14 protein-coding genes and 2 pseudogenes are annotated in these 16,362 nt (G+C 66.5%); 3 read left to right on the forward strand and 13 right to left on the reverse strand.

The features are described from left to right. Positions 1-223: 223 nt before the first annotated feature. The 3 genes and pseudogenes from GO606_RS03735 to GO606_RS22065 form a co-directional block, all read right to left on the reverse strand. Positions 224-616 carry a hypothetical protein gene (locus tag GO606_RS03735; RefSeq protein WP_169118869.1) on the reverse strand — a complete coding sequence of 131 codons (393 nt, stop codon included), beginning with the start codon at positions 614-616 and terminating at the stop codon, positions 224-226. A gap of 69 nt (positions 617-685) precedes the next feature. Next, positions 686-1,009, reverse strand: a complete 324-nt coding sequence (locus GO606_RS03740; protein WP_246979341.1) for a hypothetical protein — start codon at positions 1,007-1,009, stop codon at positions 686-688. A gap of 81 nt (positions 1,010-1,090) precedes the next feature. After that, a pseudogene (locus GO606_RS22065) lies at positions 1,091-1,165 on the reverse strand (zinc-ribbon domain-containing protein); the annotation flags it as partial. 355 nt (positions 1,166-1,520) lie between these two features. Between GO606_RS22065 and GO606_RS03745 the strand changes: the two are divergent. Continuing rightward, the gene (locus GO606_RS03745; RefSeq protein ID WP_169118867.1) at positions 1,521-2,192 is read left to right on the forward strand and encodes a transglutaminase-like domain-containing protein; all 672 of its coding nucleotides are present in this window, start codon (positions 1,521-1,523) and stop codon (positions 2,190-2,192) included. 134 nt (positions 2,193-2,326) lie between these two features. Here the strand turns inward: GO606_RS03745 and GO606_RS03750 are convergent, their stop codons facing one another. From GO606_RS03750 to GO606_RS03765, 4 genes are all read right to left on the reverse strand, one after another. Next, complete coding sequence (locus GO606_RS03750; protein WP_169118866.1) at positions 2,327-3,334, reverse strand: STAS-like domain-containing protein; 1,008 nt, start codon at positions 3,332-3,334, stop codon at positions 2,327-2,329. A 266-nt stretch (positions 3,335-3,600) separates the two neighbouring features. Further along, entirely contained in the window at positions 3,601-6,801 is a 3,201-nt protein-coding gene (locus tag GO606_RS03755) for an EAL domain-containing protein (RefSeq protein ID WP_246979358.1), read from the reverse strand. A 50-nt stretch (positions 6,802-6,851) separates the two neighbouring features. Then, on the reverse strand, positions 6,852-7,046 hold the full coding sequence (locus tag GO606_RS03760) for a hypothetical protein (RefSeq protein WP_169118864.1): 195 nt from the start codon (positions 7,044-7,046) through the stop codon (positions 6,852-6,854). A gap of 271 nt (positions 7,047-7,317) precedes the next feature. Further along, positions 7,318-9,249, reverse strand: coding sequence for an ATP-binding cassette domain-containing protein (locus GO606_RS03765; protein ID WP_169118863.1), 1,932 nt, complete (start codon positions 9,247-9,249; stop codon positions 7,318-7,320). A gap of 66 nt (positions 9,250-9,315) precedes the next feature. On the opposite strand from GO606_RS03765, the gene GO606_RS03770 reads away from it, so the two are divergent. Then, on the forward strand, positions 9,316-9,930 hold the full coding sequence (locus tag GO606_RS03770; RefSeq protein WP_169118862.1) for a hypothetical protein: 615 nt from the start codon (positions 9,316-9,318) through the stop codon (positions 9,928-9,930). Positions 9,931-9,946: 16 nt separating this feature from the next. Here the strand turns inward: GO606_RS03770 and GO606_RS03775 are convergent. Next, a pseudogene (locus GO606_RS03775) lies at positions 9,947-10,550 on the reverse strand (DsbA family protein). Positions 10,551-10,621: 71 nt separating this feature from the next. After that, positions 10,622-10,981 (reverse strand): DUF2917 domain-containing protein, encoded by a 360-nt coding sequence (locus GO606_RS03780; protein ID WP_169120610.1) that lies wholly within the window; start codon positions 10,979-10,981, stop codon positions 10,622-10,624. Positions 10,982-11,109: 128 nt separating this feature from the next. Here GO606_RS03780 and GO606_RS03785 point away from each other — a divergent pair, with 128 nt between their 5' ends. Continuing rightward, entirely contained in the window at positions 11,110-12,009 is a 900-nt protein-coding gene (locus tag GO606_RS03785; RefSeq protein WP_169120608.1) for a LysR substrate-binding domain-containing protein, read from the forward strand. Between the two features lie 20 nt (positions 12,010-12,029). On the opposite strand, the gene GO606_RS03790 is transcribed toward GO606_RS03785, so the two are convergent. Genes GO606_RS03790 through gshA form a run of 4 tightly spaced genes read right to left on the reverse strand, consistent with a single transcriptional unit; the run spans position 12,030 to position 16,295 of the window. Further along, complete coding sequence (locus GO606_RS03790; RefSeq protein WP_169120606.1) at positions 12,030-12,926, reverse strand: DMT family transporter; 897 nt, start codon at positions 12,924-12,926, stop codon at positions 12,030-12,032. Between the two features lie 7 nt (positions 12,927-12,933). Next, a complete protein-coding gene (locus tag GO606_RS03795) occupies positions 12,934-13,989 on the reverse strand; it encodes an FAD:protein FMN transferase (protein WP_169120604.1) in 1,056 nt (351 codons plus the stop codon). Beyond that, positions 13,989-14,999 carry a glutathione synthase gene (gene gshB / locus GO606_RS03800; protein WP_169120602.1) on the reverse strand — a complete coding sequence of 337 codons (1,011 nt, stop codon included), beginning with the start codon at positions 14,997-14,999 and terminating at the stop codon, positions 13,989-13,991. Before gshB ends, GO606_RS03795 begins: the two co-directional genes overlap by 1 nt. Next, the gene (gshA, locus tag GO606_RS03805; protein ID WP_169120600.1) at positions 15,000-16,295 is read right to left on the reverse strand and encodes a glutamate--cysteine ligase; all 1,296 of its coding nucleotides are present in this window, start codon (positions 16,293-16,295) and stop codon (positions 15,000-15,002) included. It lies immediately after the preceding gene. Positions 16,296-16,362: the final 67 nt, after the last annotated feature.

The raw sequence follows: 16,362 nt of genomic DNA on the forward strand, positions 1-16,362 counted from the left end.
TGGGGGCCCTCTTCAGTTGCGCTACGCGCGCCTTGCAAGGGCCCCCAAAACGGCAAACCATCAAGCGATCAACTTTGCACAAAACAAGATACAAGGGCGGATGAGCCGAAGGCGTTATCCGCCGTATGTGCCCGGCCGGCATTCGGCGGAAGGCGCTGCGCTTTTCCGCCCTACGCTCGCTGCGGCATAGGGGGCTGAACGGTTACCTCAGCACAGCTGCAATTTAATTAAATTTAGGCGCAACCATACTGTGGCAGCGAATGTAAGCTGCGGTCTCTGCCAACTCTTTTTGAAGTTTATATTCGCTGGCATAAAGCCCATGATCTTTGGTGGCACTAGCAAAGTGCAGTATTGCCGCCTCAGCCGCAGCCAACATCAAAAGCCCCGTACCTTTATCCATCTGTTTAGCTTTGCTTATCAATTCACTTACATTTCCCTGCCGAACCATCTCCTCGAAGACTTTAGCACCGAATTTTCCTACGCTCTCGCACATAGAATCTATTTGCTGTTTAGATTTAGCATTTACAGTAACTTTCGTGTCCGCTGGTACTGCAACTGCAACAGAGGCGACTGCAACAGAGGCGATTGCAGATAATTTTACAAACGTCTTAAACATTTTTCTAAATCTCTTTGAACAATTGCAAATTATCGGCAGCCGGGTGATACCTCCCGGAAACCAGCCCAATCAGTTCCGGGAACACACCCGCTGAACATCTTCGCTGCGGTACTCGGACAGCCACCGTTGAACCTGCCCAAGGTCTGACGTGGCAGCAACCCGATCATCCATGGTTTGTGCAGAATTGACCTTGCGTTCGTGATAGCGGCGATCTTTGCACAATTCGACTAGATCGCACTCACGGTCTCCCTGCCTGCCATCAGCCTTTCGAATCGAACAATCAGGATTAGCCGGGACAGCGGTAACAGCAGCCGTCCGTGAATCGGTTTTATTTCTCGGAGCCATCACTGATGCCACGATACCGATTACCCCAAGAATAATGATGTACTTCATCCAATTTTTCGACCCGCCAGCTTTCGCCGTTTCATTGGCTGTTGCTGGCTGCTTCACTTTAGGCTGCACTGCCGGTTTCGACGTTCCGCAATGCGGGCACGTCTTGGCTTCCGTACTGACCTCTTTCCCGCATTCCCTGCAAGCGACAAGCGCCATAGCTGATCCACTTATGAAAATTGCACATTTTGCCCAGTATTTTATGAAGACGAAAGCAGGAGCGACTGGGAACCTTGCGGCTTTTCATAGCAAGCAAGCGTTTTGGAACCAGATCAGGCATTTGGGCGGGAACACGGGGTCAGATCTTGCAACGCAGCCTCACCCCTCCCCGGATTGTTCGTTAGGGTCGCCGTGTCGGCGATGCCGCCGGACACCGCTCGCAGCGATTTCTTCACACCCTCGTAGAGCCTGTTCACCATCTCCGTAGCAGCAGAGCCAGGAAAGCCAAGTGGATGAACTGCGTTTTTCGTTTTATTCTCCCGTATCCCCTCGCTTTACTGGATGGAGCATTGCGATGACTGAAGCATGCCTTTCGCCGACCGCGCTGATCGACAGCGACCACCCCGAAGTCCTTGCCTTCGCGCGGAAACACTGCCGCGGCAACGACGTCCGCGAGCGCGCGGTGTCGCTGTATTACGCCGTGCGCGACGACTTCCGTTACGACCCCTATCGCATCGACCTGTCGGAAACCGGGATGAAGGCGAGCAGCGTCATCGCCAGCGGCGCGGGCTGGTGCGTGCCGAAAGCGACGCTACTGGCCGCGGTGTGCCGCGCGGCGGGAATTCCGGCGCGGCCCGGTTACGCCGACGTACGCAACCACCTCAGCACCGCACGCATGCGCGAGACGTTCGGCGCGGACCTGTACCGGTGGCACGGCTACACCGAAATCCTCATCGACGGATCCTGGTACAAGGCCACCCCGGCATTCAACCTCGCGCTGTGCGAGCGGTTCGGGTTGCTGCCGCTGGAATTCGATGGCCGCAGCGACTCGATTTATCATCCGTTCGACCGCAGCGGCAATCAGCACATGGAATACGTGCACCAGCGCGGCCACTACGCCGACGTGCCGCTGTCGCTGATCGCCGACGATTTCCGCACGCATTACCCCGTTTGGCTCGAACAGGCCGAGCAGCTGAGGGCGGCGGATTTCCTCGCGGATGTGGAAAGGGAAAACCAGCCCGCGTAGCGCGGGAAACCGGGGACGCTATTCGCGCTGTCGAGGTAAGAAGCAGGGCAATCACACGAATCCCGCCGTCGCAGACCCGCCGAAATGGTCGTTCACAATCAGGGAGTTGCGAAGGCGCTGTTCACACCGTCTCCCTATCCGTGCGCCCTTGCTCGAGCCACCATGTTTCGTACGCCTTCGGACATATTGATCGGGGTCATTTCAAGGCTCGGATGCGAGGCCTGAAAGACGCGGAAAATCTCGTCCGCAAAGGCCTGCCCGATCTCTTCGACACCGGCAAAATCGAGCACAACCGTCTGAAAGCGCTCGAAACGCATCGTCACCCGCTTGGCTTGCGAGCGCGACACGAGCTTCTCGCCCTCGTGCTGCGCAAGCCTCACCGGCACGATCGTCTTCGCAAAGGTATATTCCGCAGGCGCGGCAAATTCATCGAAGACGCCCCTGGTTGTGCGCGCGCTGTCATTGTCGAGGGTCATCACCACCGTCGTTCCGGTCACCTCTCCTTCCCCGTCGATCAGCCAGTCGTCGCTTGCAGCCTCGTGCGAAAAGTACAGGTCCCGGGAGATGATCGAAAAGCTGTCGAACATCCGTGACGTGAAGAACACCCCTTCGCCGCTGTGCCGCGCAGGGTCTGTCGTCAGTTTGCCCTTGGCAAGCTCAAGGATCGCTTCGCGCGGGTCGTACAGGCCCATCAGGCGCTGAATGCGGTGGAAGATACCTTCTTCTCCGTCATCGATGACGCGGGCAGTGGTTCGCAGCGCGTTGCGCTCGATGAAAACGGCTACTCGCTCCCCTTCGGAGTGATCGATCGCGTTATTGACCATCTCGGTGATCCCATAGCGCCAAATGTCGATCACGTTGGGCTGTAGATCCGAGACAAGCGGCGCGACATCGGCCAGCCACACCCGGTGTTCGTCGAGCCCTGTGATTGCGTAGGCCTTTCGCACCGACAGAAGCGGAAGCAGCGCGTACCGCCGACCGCGCCCCGCTCCTTCTGCCTTGATGACGTGCTCGCTCGCCATGCGTCTCAGCCGGGCAGCAATGGTTTGCCGAGAGACCCCGAGCTCCTTTGCTGCCGTGGTGGTCGGGTGCGCTTCACCTCTATCGATAATGCGCAAAATCAGCTTGTCGACGATGTCCATGGCGCCCGGATAAGTAAAGTATCTACCGGTTCAATGTAAAGTCACGCCAGAGAAATGTAAAGTGCTCGCCCACATACCCTCCGCCACAGTAATTGTTGATCCCGGTCGTGAAGCCGGCCGCCTCAACGCTGGTCCGCATTGATGCGGCGGAAGGCGCTGCGCTTTTCCGCCCTACGTGCAGGTCGCGCAAATCGTATTCGCAGGCGCTGATGAGCCGGGTATCCGCGCCGTCGGCACGAGCTGAGCTTCGTCGCCTGCCAGGGCCGCTACCACAGCGGCCGGGCGATGATCATCGCCTCGGCCGCTGCCGCGTCGAGTGGCCTGGCGAAGTGGTAGCCTTGGCCGTATTCCACCTGCAGCGCCCGCAGCTGCGCCAGCTGCCCGGCATTCTCGACCCCTTCGGCAATGAGGTCCATGTTCAGGGTGTGAGCCAGGATGACGATGGTCTGGATGATACTGGCATTCTCCCGGTCGACGTCCATGCGGCGCACGAACGAGGCGTCGATCTTCAGCGTATCGATCGGGAAACGATGCAGGTAGGACAGCGATGAGTAGCCGGTGCCGAAATCGTCCATCAGCAGCTTGATTCCCAGGGCGCGCAACTTCTCCAGCACCACCGTCGCCGCCTCGGCGTGCTCCATGATCACCGTCTCGGTCACTTCGAGCTTGAGACTCCCGGTGTCGAGACCGGTCTCCGCCAGCACCGCCTCGATCTGCTGCGCCAGGGCGGGCTCGGCGAACTGCCGTCCGGCGAGGTTCACGCTCATCTGCATCGGCGGGTGATCCGGGTAGCGCTGTTGCCAGACGCGCATCTGGCGGCAGGCCTCGGCCAGCACCCAGCGACCGATCGAAACGATCAGGCCGGTCTCCTCGGTGAGCGGAATGAATTCACTCGGCGGCACCACGCTGCCGTCGCGGCGACGCATGCGCACGAGGGCTTCGAAACCGGCGAGCCGGCCCGTCTGCAGCGAGACGACGGGCTGGTAATAGACGCAGAACTCCTCGCCCCCCAGCACCGCCTGGCGCAGTTCGGTTTCCATTTTGAACCGCGCGACGACGCGCTCGCGCATGTCGGCGGCGAATACCTCGTGGCACGCTCCGCCGCGCCGCATCGCGTCGTGGGCAGCAGTCTCGGCATCGCGCAGCAGGTCGCGGGGGTCGGCGTAGCCGGGGTGGCCGAGGACGATGCCGACGCTGGCGGTGGTGAACAGCTGATGCCCATCGACATTGTGCCCGGCCGCCAGCTCGCTCTGCAGCTTGTCGGCGAAACGCGTCGCTTCGCCAACGTCGTTCGCTTCGTCGAGGAGGATCGCGAAGCTCTCGCTGCCGACGCGGGCGAGCGTGTCGCTGGCGCGCAGGCCGGCGCCGAGGCGTTGCGCGACGGCGATCAGCAGTTGATCGCCGGCGGAAGCGCCGAGGCTGTCGGTGATCAGTCGGAAGCGGTCGAGGGTGAGGAACAGCAGCGCAAACCCACGCCCGGATTCGAGCCGGCGCCGGTCGAGGGCATCGTCGAGCCGGGACAGCAGCAGCGCGCGGTTGGGCAGGGCGGTCAGGCTGTCGCGCAGCAGCTCTTCCTCGACCACCGAGGCGAGCATGACCCGCGCCGAGGCGGCGCCGATGACGCCGGCCAGCTGTGCTTCGCAGTAGCGGGCGAGTTCGGCGTCGATCTCCTGCGGCCACTCCTGCCCGCGCTGCCGGGCATACGCGGCAAACGCCTGCTGGGCATTGTCGGCGCCGAGAAAGCGCGTCATCAGCGCCTGAAGATCCGGCAGCGAGCCGCTCGCCCGCCAGGCATGCCCGGCGCCGCGATCATGCCTGAAGACATCGACGAACAGCGTCGCCTGCGTCTGCTCGATGGCGCTCTGCTCGCTGATATTCGACACCGCCAGGTAGGCGCCGACGTTCGCGAGCATGCTCCACAGCATGGCATGGGTAATCTCGTCCAGCCCCTCCAGGCCGAACAGGGCGAGCGGCCGCAGGAGCGCGACGGCAAACGGCCCTTGCTCGAGGATCGCCATCGGCAGCCAGCCGGAACGGGCGAAGGCTGGCACCATCAGGGTATAGGCCCAGACCAGGAAACCGGCGCCGAGCCCGGCCAGCGCGCCACTTCGCGTGCCACCCTTCCAGTAGATGCCGCCGAGCAGCGCCGGCCCGAACTGGGCGACGGCGGCGAAGGAGATGAGGCCGATCGAGACCAGCGCGTAAGCCTCGCCCGCCAGCCGGTAATAGGCGTAGCCGAGCAGCAGGCCGAGCACGATGGTGATCCGGCGGATCGCCAGCAGCAGGCCGGAAAGGTCGGCGCGCTCGGCCAAGCGCAGCGCGCCGATGCGCAGCAGCACGGGCATCACCAGGTCGTTGCAGACCATCGTCGACAGCGCGATGGTCTCGACGATGACCATGCCCGTGGCGGCCGAAAAGCCGCCGAGAAAGACCAGCAGCGCCAGCGCCTCCTGCTGCGCGGACATCGGCAGGGTGAGGACGAAGGTATCGGGATTCACGCCGCCGGCACCAAAATGCAGCAGGCCGCCGAAGGCGATCGGCAGCACGAACAGGTTGAACAGGAAGAGGTACAGCGGGAACAGCCAGATCGCCTTGTTCAGGTGCGCCTCGTCGACGTTCTCGACCACCGCCACCTGGAACTGGCGCGGCAGGAACATGATCGCCAGCATGCTGATGAAGGCCAGCGAGAACAGCGAGGCCCAGCTCTGATAAATGTCGGACGAGCTGCTACCGCCGATGGTGAATACCTCGGCGATCTGTGGCTGCGCCGCGGCCCGCGCGAAGATATCGGTGATGCCGTCGTACATGCCCCAGGTGACGAAGGCGCCGACGGCGAGAAAAGCGAGCAGCTTGACCAGCGATTCGAACGCGATCGCCGCGACCATGCCCTCGTGACGTTCGGCCGTGTCGAGCTTGCGGGTGCCGAATGCGACGGTGAACGCCGCCAGCGCCAGCGCGACGTAAAACGCCGTGTCGTGCCAGACACTTTCCGGCTCCGGCGCGACCGGCAGGATCTCGGGGTAGCCGCGCAGGACCGTGAAGCTGGTGGAGATCGCCTTCAGCTGCAGGGAGATGTAGGGCGTGACGCCGACCACCGCGATCACCGTCACCAGCCCGGCCAGCGCCGCGCTCTTGCCGTAGCGCGAGGAAATGAAATCGGCCAGCGAGGTGATGCGATTGTCCTTGGCGATGCGGATGATCTTGCGCAGCACCACCCACCACAGCGCGATCATCACCGTCGGCCCGAGATAGATGGGCAGGAAGCCGATCCCGCTGGCGGCGGCACGCCCGACACTGCCGTAGAAAGTCCACGCGGTCGCATAGACGCCGAGCGACAGGGCATAGACGTAGGGGTTGGCGATCAGGCTGCGCCCGGCATCGGCCGCCTTGTCGCCGCGGTAGGCGATGACGAAAAGCAGCCCCAGGTAGGCCGCGGCAGCGAGCGCGATGATCCAGGCCGGCAAGATTCAGTCCTCGGGCCAGATCGGGTGGGACGAGCGCTCGGGCCGCATGGCCGCTACTTCCGCTCGATAACCAGCGCCAGCAGCCCGATCAGCAGTGCCCAGGCGGCGTACACATAGACGTACAGCAAAGGAACGCCCGCGACCATTCCGGTGCGGTTGAACAGGGCCAGCAGCGGGTAGTTGAACAGCAGGCCACCCAGCACAAACAATGCCGCGAGGCGCTGCGCCTTGATATTGGGCTTGTTCATGGCTCCCTCGCCGCGAAAGACTGCAAGGAGTTCCCTTGTCTTTATTCAACGTAGACAGCTTGCCTCTGCGCCGCAACACCGGCCAGGGCAGGCGGCGATCGATCCCGCCGCCCGGAATCGGTGCCACCCTCCCGCTTACCCGGCCGAGGCGCTGGCCGGATCTCGATCGGGCGTCGCGAATTTCGCAGCATCACCCCTTCCCGGATTGTTCGTTAGGGTCGCCGTGTCGGCGAGGCCGCCGGGCGCGGCTCGACGATTTCCTCACAACCGCTCAATCGGCCTGCAGCGCTTCGAGCTGCTCGGAGATTTCGAGCCAGCGCAGTTCGGCGTCGTCGACCCAGCCGGCGAGTTCCGCCTGGCGCTTCAGCAGTGTCTGCAGCTGGCCGGCTTCGGCGCCGGTGTAGAGCGCCGGGTCGGCGAGGCGCGCGTCGAGGAGTTTCTTCTCGCCGTGCCAGCCGGCGAGCTTCTTTTCGAGCTGCTCCAGTTCCTTGACCAGCGGACGGCGCGCGGCGAGGCGCGCCTGGCGCTCGGCGGCGGACTGTTCCCGGTCGGCCTTGCGCGCCGCCTTGTCAGCGCTGCGGTCGGGGCATTTCGCCGCCTCGCTCGCCTGTGCGCGACGCTCGGCGAGCCAGTCGCGGTAGTCGTCGAGGTCGCCGTCGAACGGCTGGATGCGGCCGGCGTCGACGAGCAGGAAGCGGTCGCAGGTCGCACGCAAGAGCGCCCGGTCGTGCGACACCAGCACCATCCCGCCGTCGTAGTCCTGCAGCGCGAGCGTCAGCGCGTGGCGCATCTCGAGGTCGAGGTGGTTCGTCGGCTCGTCGAGCAGCATCAGGTTCGGCCGCTGCCAGATCATCAGCGCCAGCGCGAGGCGCGACTTCTCGCCGCCCGAGAAGCTGCCGCACGGCGTCGTCGCCGGCGTCGAAGTGCCACCGACGCCGTCACCGCGGAAGTCGAAGCCGCCGAGGTAGTCGCGCAGTTCCTGTTCGCGGGCACGCGGGTCGAGGCGCGTCAGATGTTGCAGCGGCGACTCGTCCGGGCGCAGCGTTTCGAGCTGGTGCTGCGCGAAATAGCCGATCGCGAGGCCTTTGCCTTCGCTGCGGCTGCCGGCGGCGAGCGGCAGCTGGCCGGCGAGCAGCTTGATCAGCGTCGACTTGCCGGCGCCGTTACGCCCCAGCAGGCCGATGCGCTCGCCCGGGCGCAGCGTCAGGCGGATGCCGCCGAGCACGGTGCGCTCGGCGTAGCGCACGACGCCATCCTCGACCTGGAGTAGCGGATCGGGCGCCGGCGGGCCGTCGCGGAAACTGAAACTGAACGGCGTGTCGATATGCGCCGCGGCGATGCGCTCCATGCGTTCGAGCGCCTTGATGCGGCTCTGCGCCTGGCGCGCCTTCGTCGCTTTCGCGCGGAAGCGACGGATGTAGTCCTCGATGTGCGCGATCTCGCGCTGCTGCTTGTCGAACAGCGACTGCTGCTGCGACAGGCGCTCGGCGCGCTGGCGCTCGAAGTCGGAGTAGCCGCCGGAATACAGCGTCAGGCGCTGCGACTCAATGTGCGCGATGTGCGTGACGCAGGCGTCGAGGAACTCGCGGTCGTGCGAGATCAGCACCAGCGTGCCGCGGTAGTCGCGCAGCCACTGTTCGAGCCACAGCACCGCGTCGAGGTCGAGGTGGTTCGTCGGCTCGTCGAGCAGCAACAGGTCGGAGCGGCACATCAGCGCCTGCGCGAGGTTCAGCCGCATGCGCCAGCCGCCGGAGAAATCCGACACCGGACGCTCGGCCTCGCCCGGCAGGAAGCCGAGGCCGTCGAGCAACGCCGCGGCGCGGGCGCGCGCCGCGTAGCCGCCGATCTCGTGCAGGCGCGCATGCAGCTCACCGATATGCGCGCCGTCGTGCGCGGCTTCTGCCGCCGCGAGCTGCGCCTCGATGGTGCGCAGCTCGACGTCGCCGTCGAGCACGTACTCGATCGCGGCTTTCGCCAGCGCCGGGGTTTCCTGCGCGACGTGCGCGATCTGCCAGCCGATGGGGATGTCGAGATCCCCCTGGTCCTGGTGCAGTTCGCCGCGCAACAGCGCGAACAGGCTCGATTTGCCGGTGCCGTTGGCCCCGGTCAGACCGACCCGCCAACCGGGGTGGATCTGCAGGGAGGCGGCATCGACGAGGATTTTGGCGCCTCGGGCGAGGCGGAGGTTGCGGAACTGGATCACGTCAGCGCATCTTCGGGCAAAGGCGTTATTCTACGCATCCCCCCAATCGACCGCTGCCGAATGCCGATGATCCCTCGCCTGCTGCCGCTGCTGTTCGCCTTCGCCGCCGCGACCGCCGGCGCCGCCGAAGCCGATCTCGCGCACGCCGAGCGCCTGCGCGACGAAGCCCGAGCGCTGCGCGCAGCGGCCGACGACGCGCTGCGTCGCGCCGAACCGGCGTGTTATGAGCGTTTCCTCGTCAATCGCTGCATCGCGCAGGCGAAGGAAGCGCGCCTCGACAGGATCCGCAAGGCGCGCGCGATCGAAGCCGAGGCGAGCCGCCTCGAACTCGCCGAAAAACAGCGCCAGGCCGCGCTGCGCGGCACCATGCCGCCCGCGCCGCCGCCGGGAGCACCGGCTCCGCTGCCGGTCGCGCCGCCCCCTGCCGCACCATCCGCCGACACGCAGATCGCGCCCGATCCTGCCGCCGAGGCCACGCGCCGGGAACGCGACGCGCAGGCTGCCCGCGATGCCGCCTCCTCCCGTGACCGGCAGCGCGAGCAGGACGCGGAAAAAGCGCGCGAACGTTCGAGAGCCGAAGCCGACGCTGCGAAACGGGCCGAAGACGCCGCGCGCGACCGCGCGCGCTACGACGAACGGATCCGCAAGCGCGAGCAGGAAAAGGCCCGCGGCGGCAACTGAACCGTCGCGCGCGACCTCAGGCGGTCGTGCGCTGCGCCCACGCGAGCGCGTCCTCCAGGCGGTCGTTGCCCCAGAACATCTCATCGCCGATACGAAAGCTGGGCGCGCCGAACAGCCCCAGTTCGGCCGCGCGCTCGGTCTGGCGGCGCAGCGCAAGCTTGTTGTCGTCCGCCACCGCGGCGGCGAGCAGCTCCCGCGCCGGCAGACCGAGATCGGAGAGAATCCCGCTGATCACCTCCGCCTCGCCGATCTCGCGGTCCTCGGCAAAATTCGCGAGCATCACCTTGCGCGAAAACGGGGCCACCACCCGGCCCCGACCCCAGCAGCGCGACGCGCGCGGCGAGCACGCCGCTGCGCGGGAAACGGGTGGGCAGGCGGAAGGGCAGGTCGTACTTGTCCGCCAGCCGTGCCAGATCGCGCCACATGTAGCGTCCCTTGGGGGGATAGATGTTGAACGGCGAATCGTTCCAGCCCATCGCGAGGAACACCGGCCCGAGCAGGAAGGGCCGCCACTGCACGTCGACGCCGGCATCGGTCGCGAGCCCCTCGATGCGCATCACCGACAGGTAGGAATACGAGCTGGCGAACTCGTACCAGAACTCCATCTTCGGACTCGACATGGGGGTCGCACTCCAGTTCGTTGAACGGTTGATAAGTCAATGTAGCCGATCCGGAGCGCGGATGTCCCGGATCAGGCCACGCGGTGCATGCGGACGCGCCCCTCGAGCGCGGCGCACACGCGGCTGCCCGCGCGCGGATCGAGCCAGCCCGCGAGCCGCCGCAGCCAGCCCGCTCGCGCTGCTGCCGCGCTCCCCGGCTGCGCCGCGCGCAGGATCAGTTCCGCACCGCGCGACGTCGTCATGACGACGCCCGCGGCGCTTTCCAGCGTGAAGGACTGGCCCTGCTCGAGCACGATGTCGCGGCTGTCGCCATGCTGGGTCAGCCATACGCAGCCCTGGCGCGCGATCACTTCCACGCCCTGCGCGTGGTCGAGAACCATCGTTTCGCGCGGCCCGAGGGCCAGCCTGGTGATTTGCGTAGGCCTGCTCATGAGGAACTCCTGTGACGGCGATTTCGGATGCACGTCGTGCATCTATCCGTAACGCCGTGACTGCAGTATCGTCAGCACATCATGGCCCTGCAAACGGAAAAGGCGCATCGCTCGGATGCGCAAAACTCATGCATACCCCACTCCGCCGACTCCCGCCGCTCGATCCGCTGCGCGGCTTCGTCGCCGCCGCGCGGCACCTGAGCTTCACGCGCGCCGCAGAGGAACTGTTCCTGACCCAGTCGGCAATCAGCCGGCAGGTGCAGGCGCTGGAGGACGCCCTCGGAGTGCGGCTGTTCGTGCGCGGCGTGCGCACTCTGGCGCTGACCGCCGAAGGCGCCCGGCTCGCGCGTGCTGCGCAAGGCTGGCTGGACGACTATGCCGCACTCGCCGACGCGCTGCGCGCGCACGGCCCGCGGCCGGTGACGGTGACGGCCACCATCGGCATTTCGGCGCTGTGGCTGGTACCGCGGCTGTCGCGTTTCCAGGCGCGCTACCCCGACATCGACGTACGCGTCGCGGCCAGCAACCGGGTGTTCGACCTGGAGCGCGAAGGTGTCGATCTGGCAGTGCGCTATTGCGCCGACCGCGACGCGCCGGCCGGCGCCGAGCACCTGTTCGGCGAGTCGGTCGTGCCGGTCGCAAGCCCGGTGCTGGCCACGCGCCCGCTCGACGCCGCGACGCTCCCCGACACCGTGCTGCTCGACTTCGACGACCCGCGCTATCCGTGGCTGCGCTGGAGCGACTGGCTCGCGGCGATGGGACTGGAGCACGTGCGGCCACGCGCGGTGCTGGTATTCAACCACTACGACCAGCTCATCCAGGCAGCGGTCGCCGGCCAGGGCATCGCGATCGGCCGCGCCCAGCTGCTCGATCAGTTGCTCGCCGACGGCCGTCTGCAATGCGTCGGCGGCAGCCCGCGCGAGATTGCGCACCGCGGTTTCTGGCTCGTCACCGCAGCGGGGACGCCGCGCCCGGAGGTCGCGCGCTTTGCCGAGTGGCTGCGCGCAGAGGGCGCAGCCACGGCCTGAGGCCGCTGCAGGCGGGGCGCTCAGCGCGCCGGCGACGGGCGATTCGCGATCCAGATGCCGGCGCCGACGAGCGCGAGCGCGGCGAACACCGCCGGCGTCAGCGCCTCGCCGAGCAGGATGCCGCCGGCGAGCACGCCCATCACCGGCGTCAGGAACGAGAACGACGACAGCCGCGTCGCCGGATACTGGCTGATCAGCCAGAACCATGCGACGTAGCTCGCGGCGGCGACGACAACGGTCTGGAATGCGAGGCTCGCCCACACCATCGCCGTCGGCGCGAACACGCCGGGCTCGCCGAACGCGAGCGACAGCAGCGGCAGCACCAGCGCCGAGACGCCCAATTGATACAGCAGCGTCTTTTCGGCCGGCACGCGGATCAGCGGACTGACCTTGACGGTCAGCGTGGTCGCGGCCCACATGCTCGCGGCGAGCAGCATCATCAGGTCGCCGATCCAGGCGCGGCCGGACCCGAGCAGCAGGCTCTCGCCAAACAGCGTCAGCACACCGAGGAACGCCAGCGCCATGCCTGCCCACTGCGCGCGACGCATGCGCTCGTGCGGCAGCAGCCACACTGCGCCGAGCGCGACGAAGAACGGCGCGGTGTACAGGAAGATCACGCCGCGCGACGCAGTCGTGAATTCGAGCGCCCAGAAGATCAGCGCGAACTCGCCGGCGAACAGCAGACCGGCGACGAGGCCCGGCGCGAGCGTTCCGTCCGACGACCACAGCTTCACGCCGCGCGCGCTCGCCCACGCCCACACCAGCGCCGTCGCGCCGAGCGAGCGCAGACCGGCCTGCCATACCGGCGAAATGCCCGCATTGGCAAGCTTGATCGCGACCTGCTGCAATCCCCACACGGTGCACAGCAGCACCATCAGTCCCATGGCGAAGCGATCGAGATGCGGGCGAGGGGGCATGATCAACCTATTCGACGACAGTGACTCCGGGCGTGCCGGAGGGGAACTGGAGGCGGGCGCGCAGCGCGCGGGTGACTTCGATGCGGCCGTCGGCGGTGACGCGCAGCGCATGATCGATATCGTAGCGGCGGGTGTATTCGCGCCAGTCGTCGCCGGCGATGAAGGCGGGCTTGCTCGCCGCGTCCGACAGCGTGCCGGCGTCCTCGCGCGGCGTGACCAGCACCGTCAGCGACTGGCTGCCGGTCGCGGGCATGCCGGTGCGCGGATCGAGCAGATGCGAATAACGTCGCCCCTCGAGTTCGAAATAGCGCTGATAGTCGCCCGACGTCCCGATCGCCTCGCCGTCGTACAGTGGCAGTGTCGCGAGCGGTTGCGGCTCGCGCGGATGCTGCAGTCCGAGGCGCCACGGCGCATCGCCTTTCTTGCCGAGCGCCATGACATTGCCGCCGATATTGACGAGCGCGTTGTCGATGCCCTTGTCGCGCAGGATCGCGACTGCGCGGTCGAGTGCGTAGCCTTTCGCGTAACCGCCCAGATCGAGCTGCACGACCGGATTGCGGCTCTCGACGCGATTGCCGGTGATGACGAGGTCCGACATGCGCGGCCGCGCTTCGAGCACCGTGCCCAGCGCGGCCGCATCGGGCAGGCGCGGCGCGAATTCGTCGGCGTGGAAGCCCCACAGGCCGATCAGCGCGCCCATCGCCGGGTTGAACAGTCCGTCGCCGGCAGCGGACAGGCGTTGCGCGTCGGTCAGCATCGCGGCGAGCTCGTCGGACACCGTAGCGGCCTCGCTGCGCGCGATGGCCTCGTTCAGCGCCGTCAGTTCGGAAGGCTGCCACGCGTGGTAGGCGCGGTGCAGGCGGTCGAACTCCTGCAGCACCGCGCCCATCGCCTCCGCCGCGGCCTCGTGCGGTTCGCCGTATACGGTGAGATCGACGCGCGTGCCGAACACATAGGCTTCCTGGTGGAAGAGCTGCGGCTGCGTGCACGCGCCGAGGAGCACGACGCACCACAGGGCGACCCAAGCCGCGCCGAGGCGACCAAGCGCGTGCCACCGGCGCATCAGGCGCAGGCCTGTTCGAGCTTGTCGACGAACAGCCCGGCGACCGGAAAACCGGTCTGCGCGGCGATCTCGACGAAGCACGTCGGGCTCGTGACGTTGATCTCGGTCAGGTGGCCGCCGATGACGTCGAGGCCGACGACCATCAGGCCGCGCTGCCACAGGACCGGTGCAAGGAATTCGGCGATCTCGCGCTCGCGGCCGGTCAGCGGCATCGCCACGCCGCGCCCGCCGGCGGCGAGGTTGCCGCGCGTCTCGCCGGGTTTCGGGATGCGCGCGAGTGCGTACGGCACGACGTCGCCGCCGATGATCAGCACGCGCTTGTCGCCGTCGGCGATCGCCGGCAGATAGCGCTGCGCCATGATGGTGCGCGCGCCTTCGTGCGTCAGCGTCTCGACGATGACGTTGCGGTTCGGATCGTCGGCACGCACGCGGAAGATCTGGCTGCCGCCCATGCCGTCGAGCGGCTTGAGGATCACGTCGCCGAGCTCGTCGATGAACGCGTCGATATCGGCGGCGTCGCGCGCGACCAGCGTCGTCGCGGTGAACTGCGGGAATTCGGTGATCGCGATCTTTTCCGAATGGTCGCGGATCGCGCGCGGATCGTTGAACACGCGCGCCCCGCCGGCGACCGCGCGTTCGAGCAGCCACGATGCGGCGATGTATTCGAAGTCGAACGGCGGGTCCTGGCGCATCACGACGGCGTCGAACGCGGTGAGCGGCAGCGACGCCTCGTCGCCCGCTTCGTACCAGCCGCGCTCGTCGGCACGGGTGTGGATCGCGTGGCTGCGCGCGGCGACCACGCCCTCGCGCCACGTCAGCGCCTCGCGCTGGATCGCCGATACGCGGTGACCGCGCGCCGCGGCCTCGCGCATCATCGCGATGCTCGAATCCTTGTAGGCCTTGAGGCCGTGCAGCGGGTCGAGGATGAAGGCAAGGTTCAGCGGGCGCGACGGCCGCACTTTGGGCTCAGGCACCGGGCGCTCGCCGGGAATCCGATCGGGGCAGCTCATTCACGCCGCCAGTTCGGCTTCGGCCGGCATCGTTTCCTCGATCTCGATCGAGGCCGCGAGCAGCGCGAGCCGGGCGACGACGCCGTACGCGTAGAACCGGTTCGGCGCCGCGTCCGGGCCCTGGCGGCAGTCGGGCAGCGAGCAGCAGGTCTCGAACGCCAGCGGCTTGAAGTGCATGCCCGGCGCGTTGAGGTTCTCGTCGCGCGCGCGCTCGGTGTGCACGCGGTAGAAGCCGCCCACGACGTAGTGGTCCATCATGTAGACGACCGGCTCGGCGACCGCGTCGTCGACGGTCTCGAAGGTATGCACGCCTTCCTGGATGATGACCTCGTGCACTTCGAGGCCTTCCTTGACGACGCTCATCTTGTTGCGCTGGCGGCGGTTCAGGCCGCGCACTTCGGACGCGTCCCGCACCGTCATGACGCCCATGCCGTAAGTGCCGGCATCGGCTTTGACGACGACGAACGGCGTCTCGGTGACTTCGTATTCGCGGTATTTCTCGCGGATGCGCGCGAGCAGCGCGTCGACCTCGTCGGCAAGGCGTTCCTCGCCGGTGCGTTCGTGGAAGTCGATCTGGCTGCACACGCCGAATTCGGGGTTGATGCGCCACGGGTCGATGCCGATGACTGCGGCGAAATCGCGCGCGACACGGTCATAGACGGCAGCGTGGATCGACTTGCGGCGCACATGCCAGCCCGCATGCAGCGGCGGGATCAGCCACTGGTCGTCGAGTCCCTTGAGAATCGGCGGCACGCCGCCCGACAGGTCATTGTTCAGCAGCACCGCGCACGGCTCGAAATCGGCGAGGCCGATGCGCGCGCCACGTCGTTCCAGCGGCTCGAGCGTCAGCGTGCTGCCGTTCGCCAGCTCCAGCGTCGTCGGGGCAGTGATCTCGGGCAGCAGCGAGCCGAGGCGCACGTCGAGCCCGGTGAGCTGCAGCACCGACACCAGCTTGGCGACGTTCTGCAGGTAGAACTGGTTGCGCGTGTGGTTTTCCGGGATCAGCAGCAGTTGCCGCGCATCGGGGCAGATGCGCTCGATCGCCGCCTGCGCCGCCTGCACGCACAGCGGCATGAAGGCGTCGTTGAGGTTGTTGAAGCCGCCCGGGAACAGGTTCAGGTCCACCGGCGCGAGCTTGAAACCGGAGTTGCGCAGATCCGTCGAGCCGTAGAACGGCGGCAGGTGGTCCTGCCACTGCACGCGCATCCAGCGCTCGATTTCCGTCGCGTGGTCGAGGAATCGCTTTTCCAGTTCCAAAAGCGGGCCGGTCAACGCGGTAGTCAGATGAGGAACCATGAGCTTTTCTCGGGAAAGTCCGCGGGCGGACGTGCCGCGGCAAGTGAATTGCAAACAATATTACACC

This window comes from Aromatoleum anaerobium, from assembly GCF_012910705.2.
In the GTDB taxonomy this organism is placed as follows: domain Bacteria; phylum Pseudomonadota; class Gammaproteobacteria; order Burkholderiales; family Rhodocyclaceae; genus Aromatoleum; species Aromatoleum anaerobium.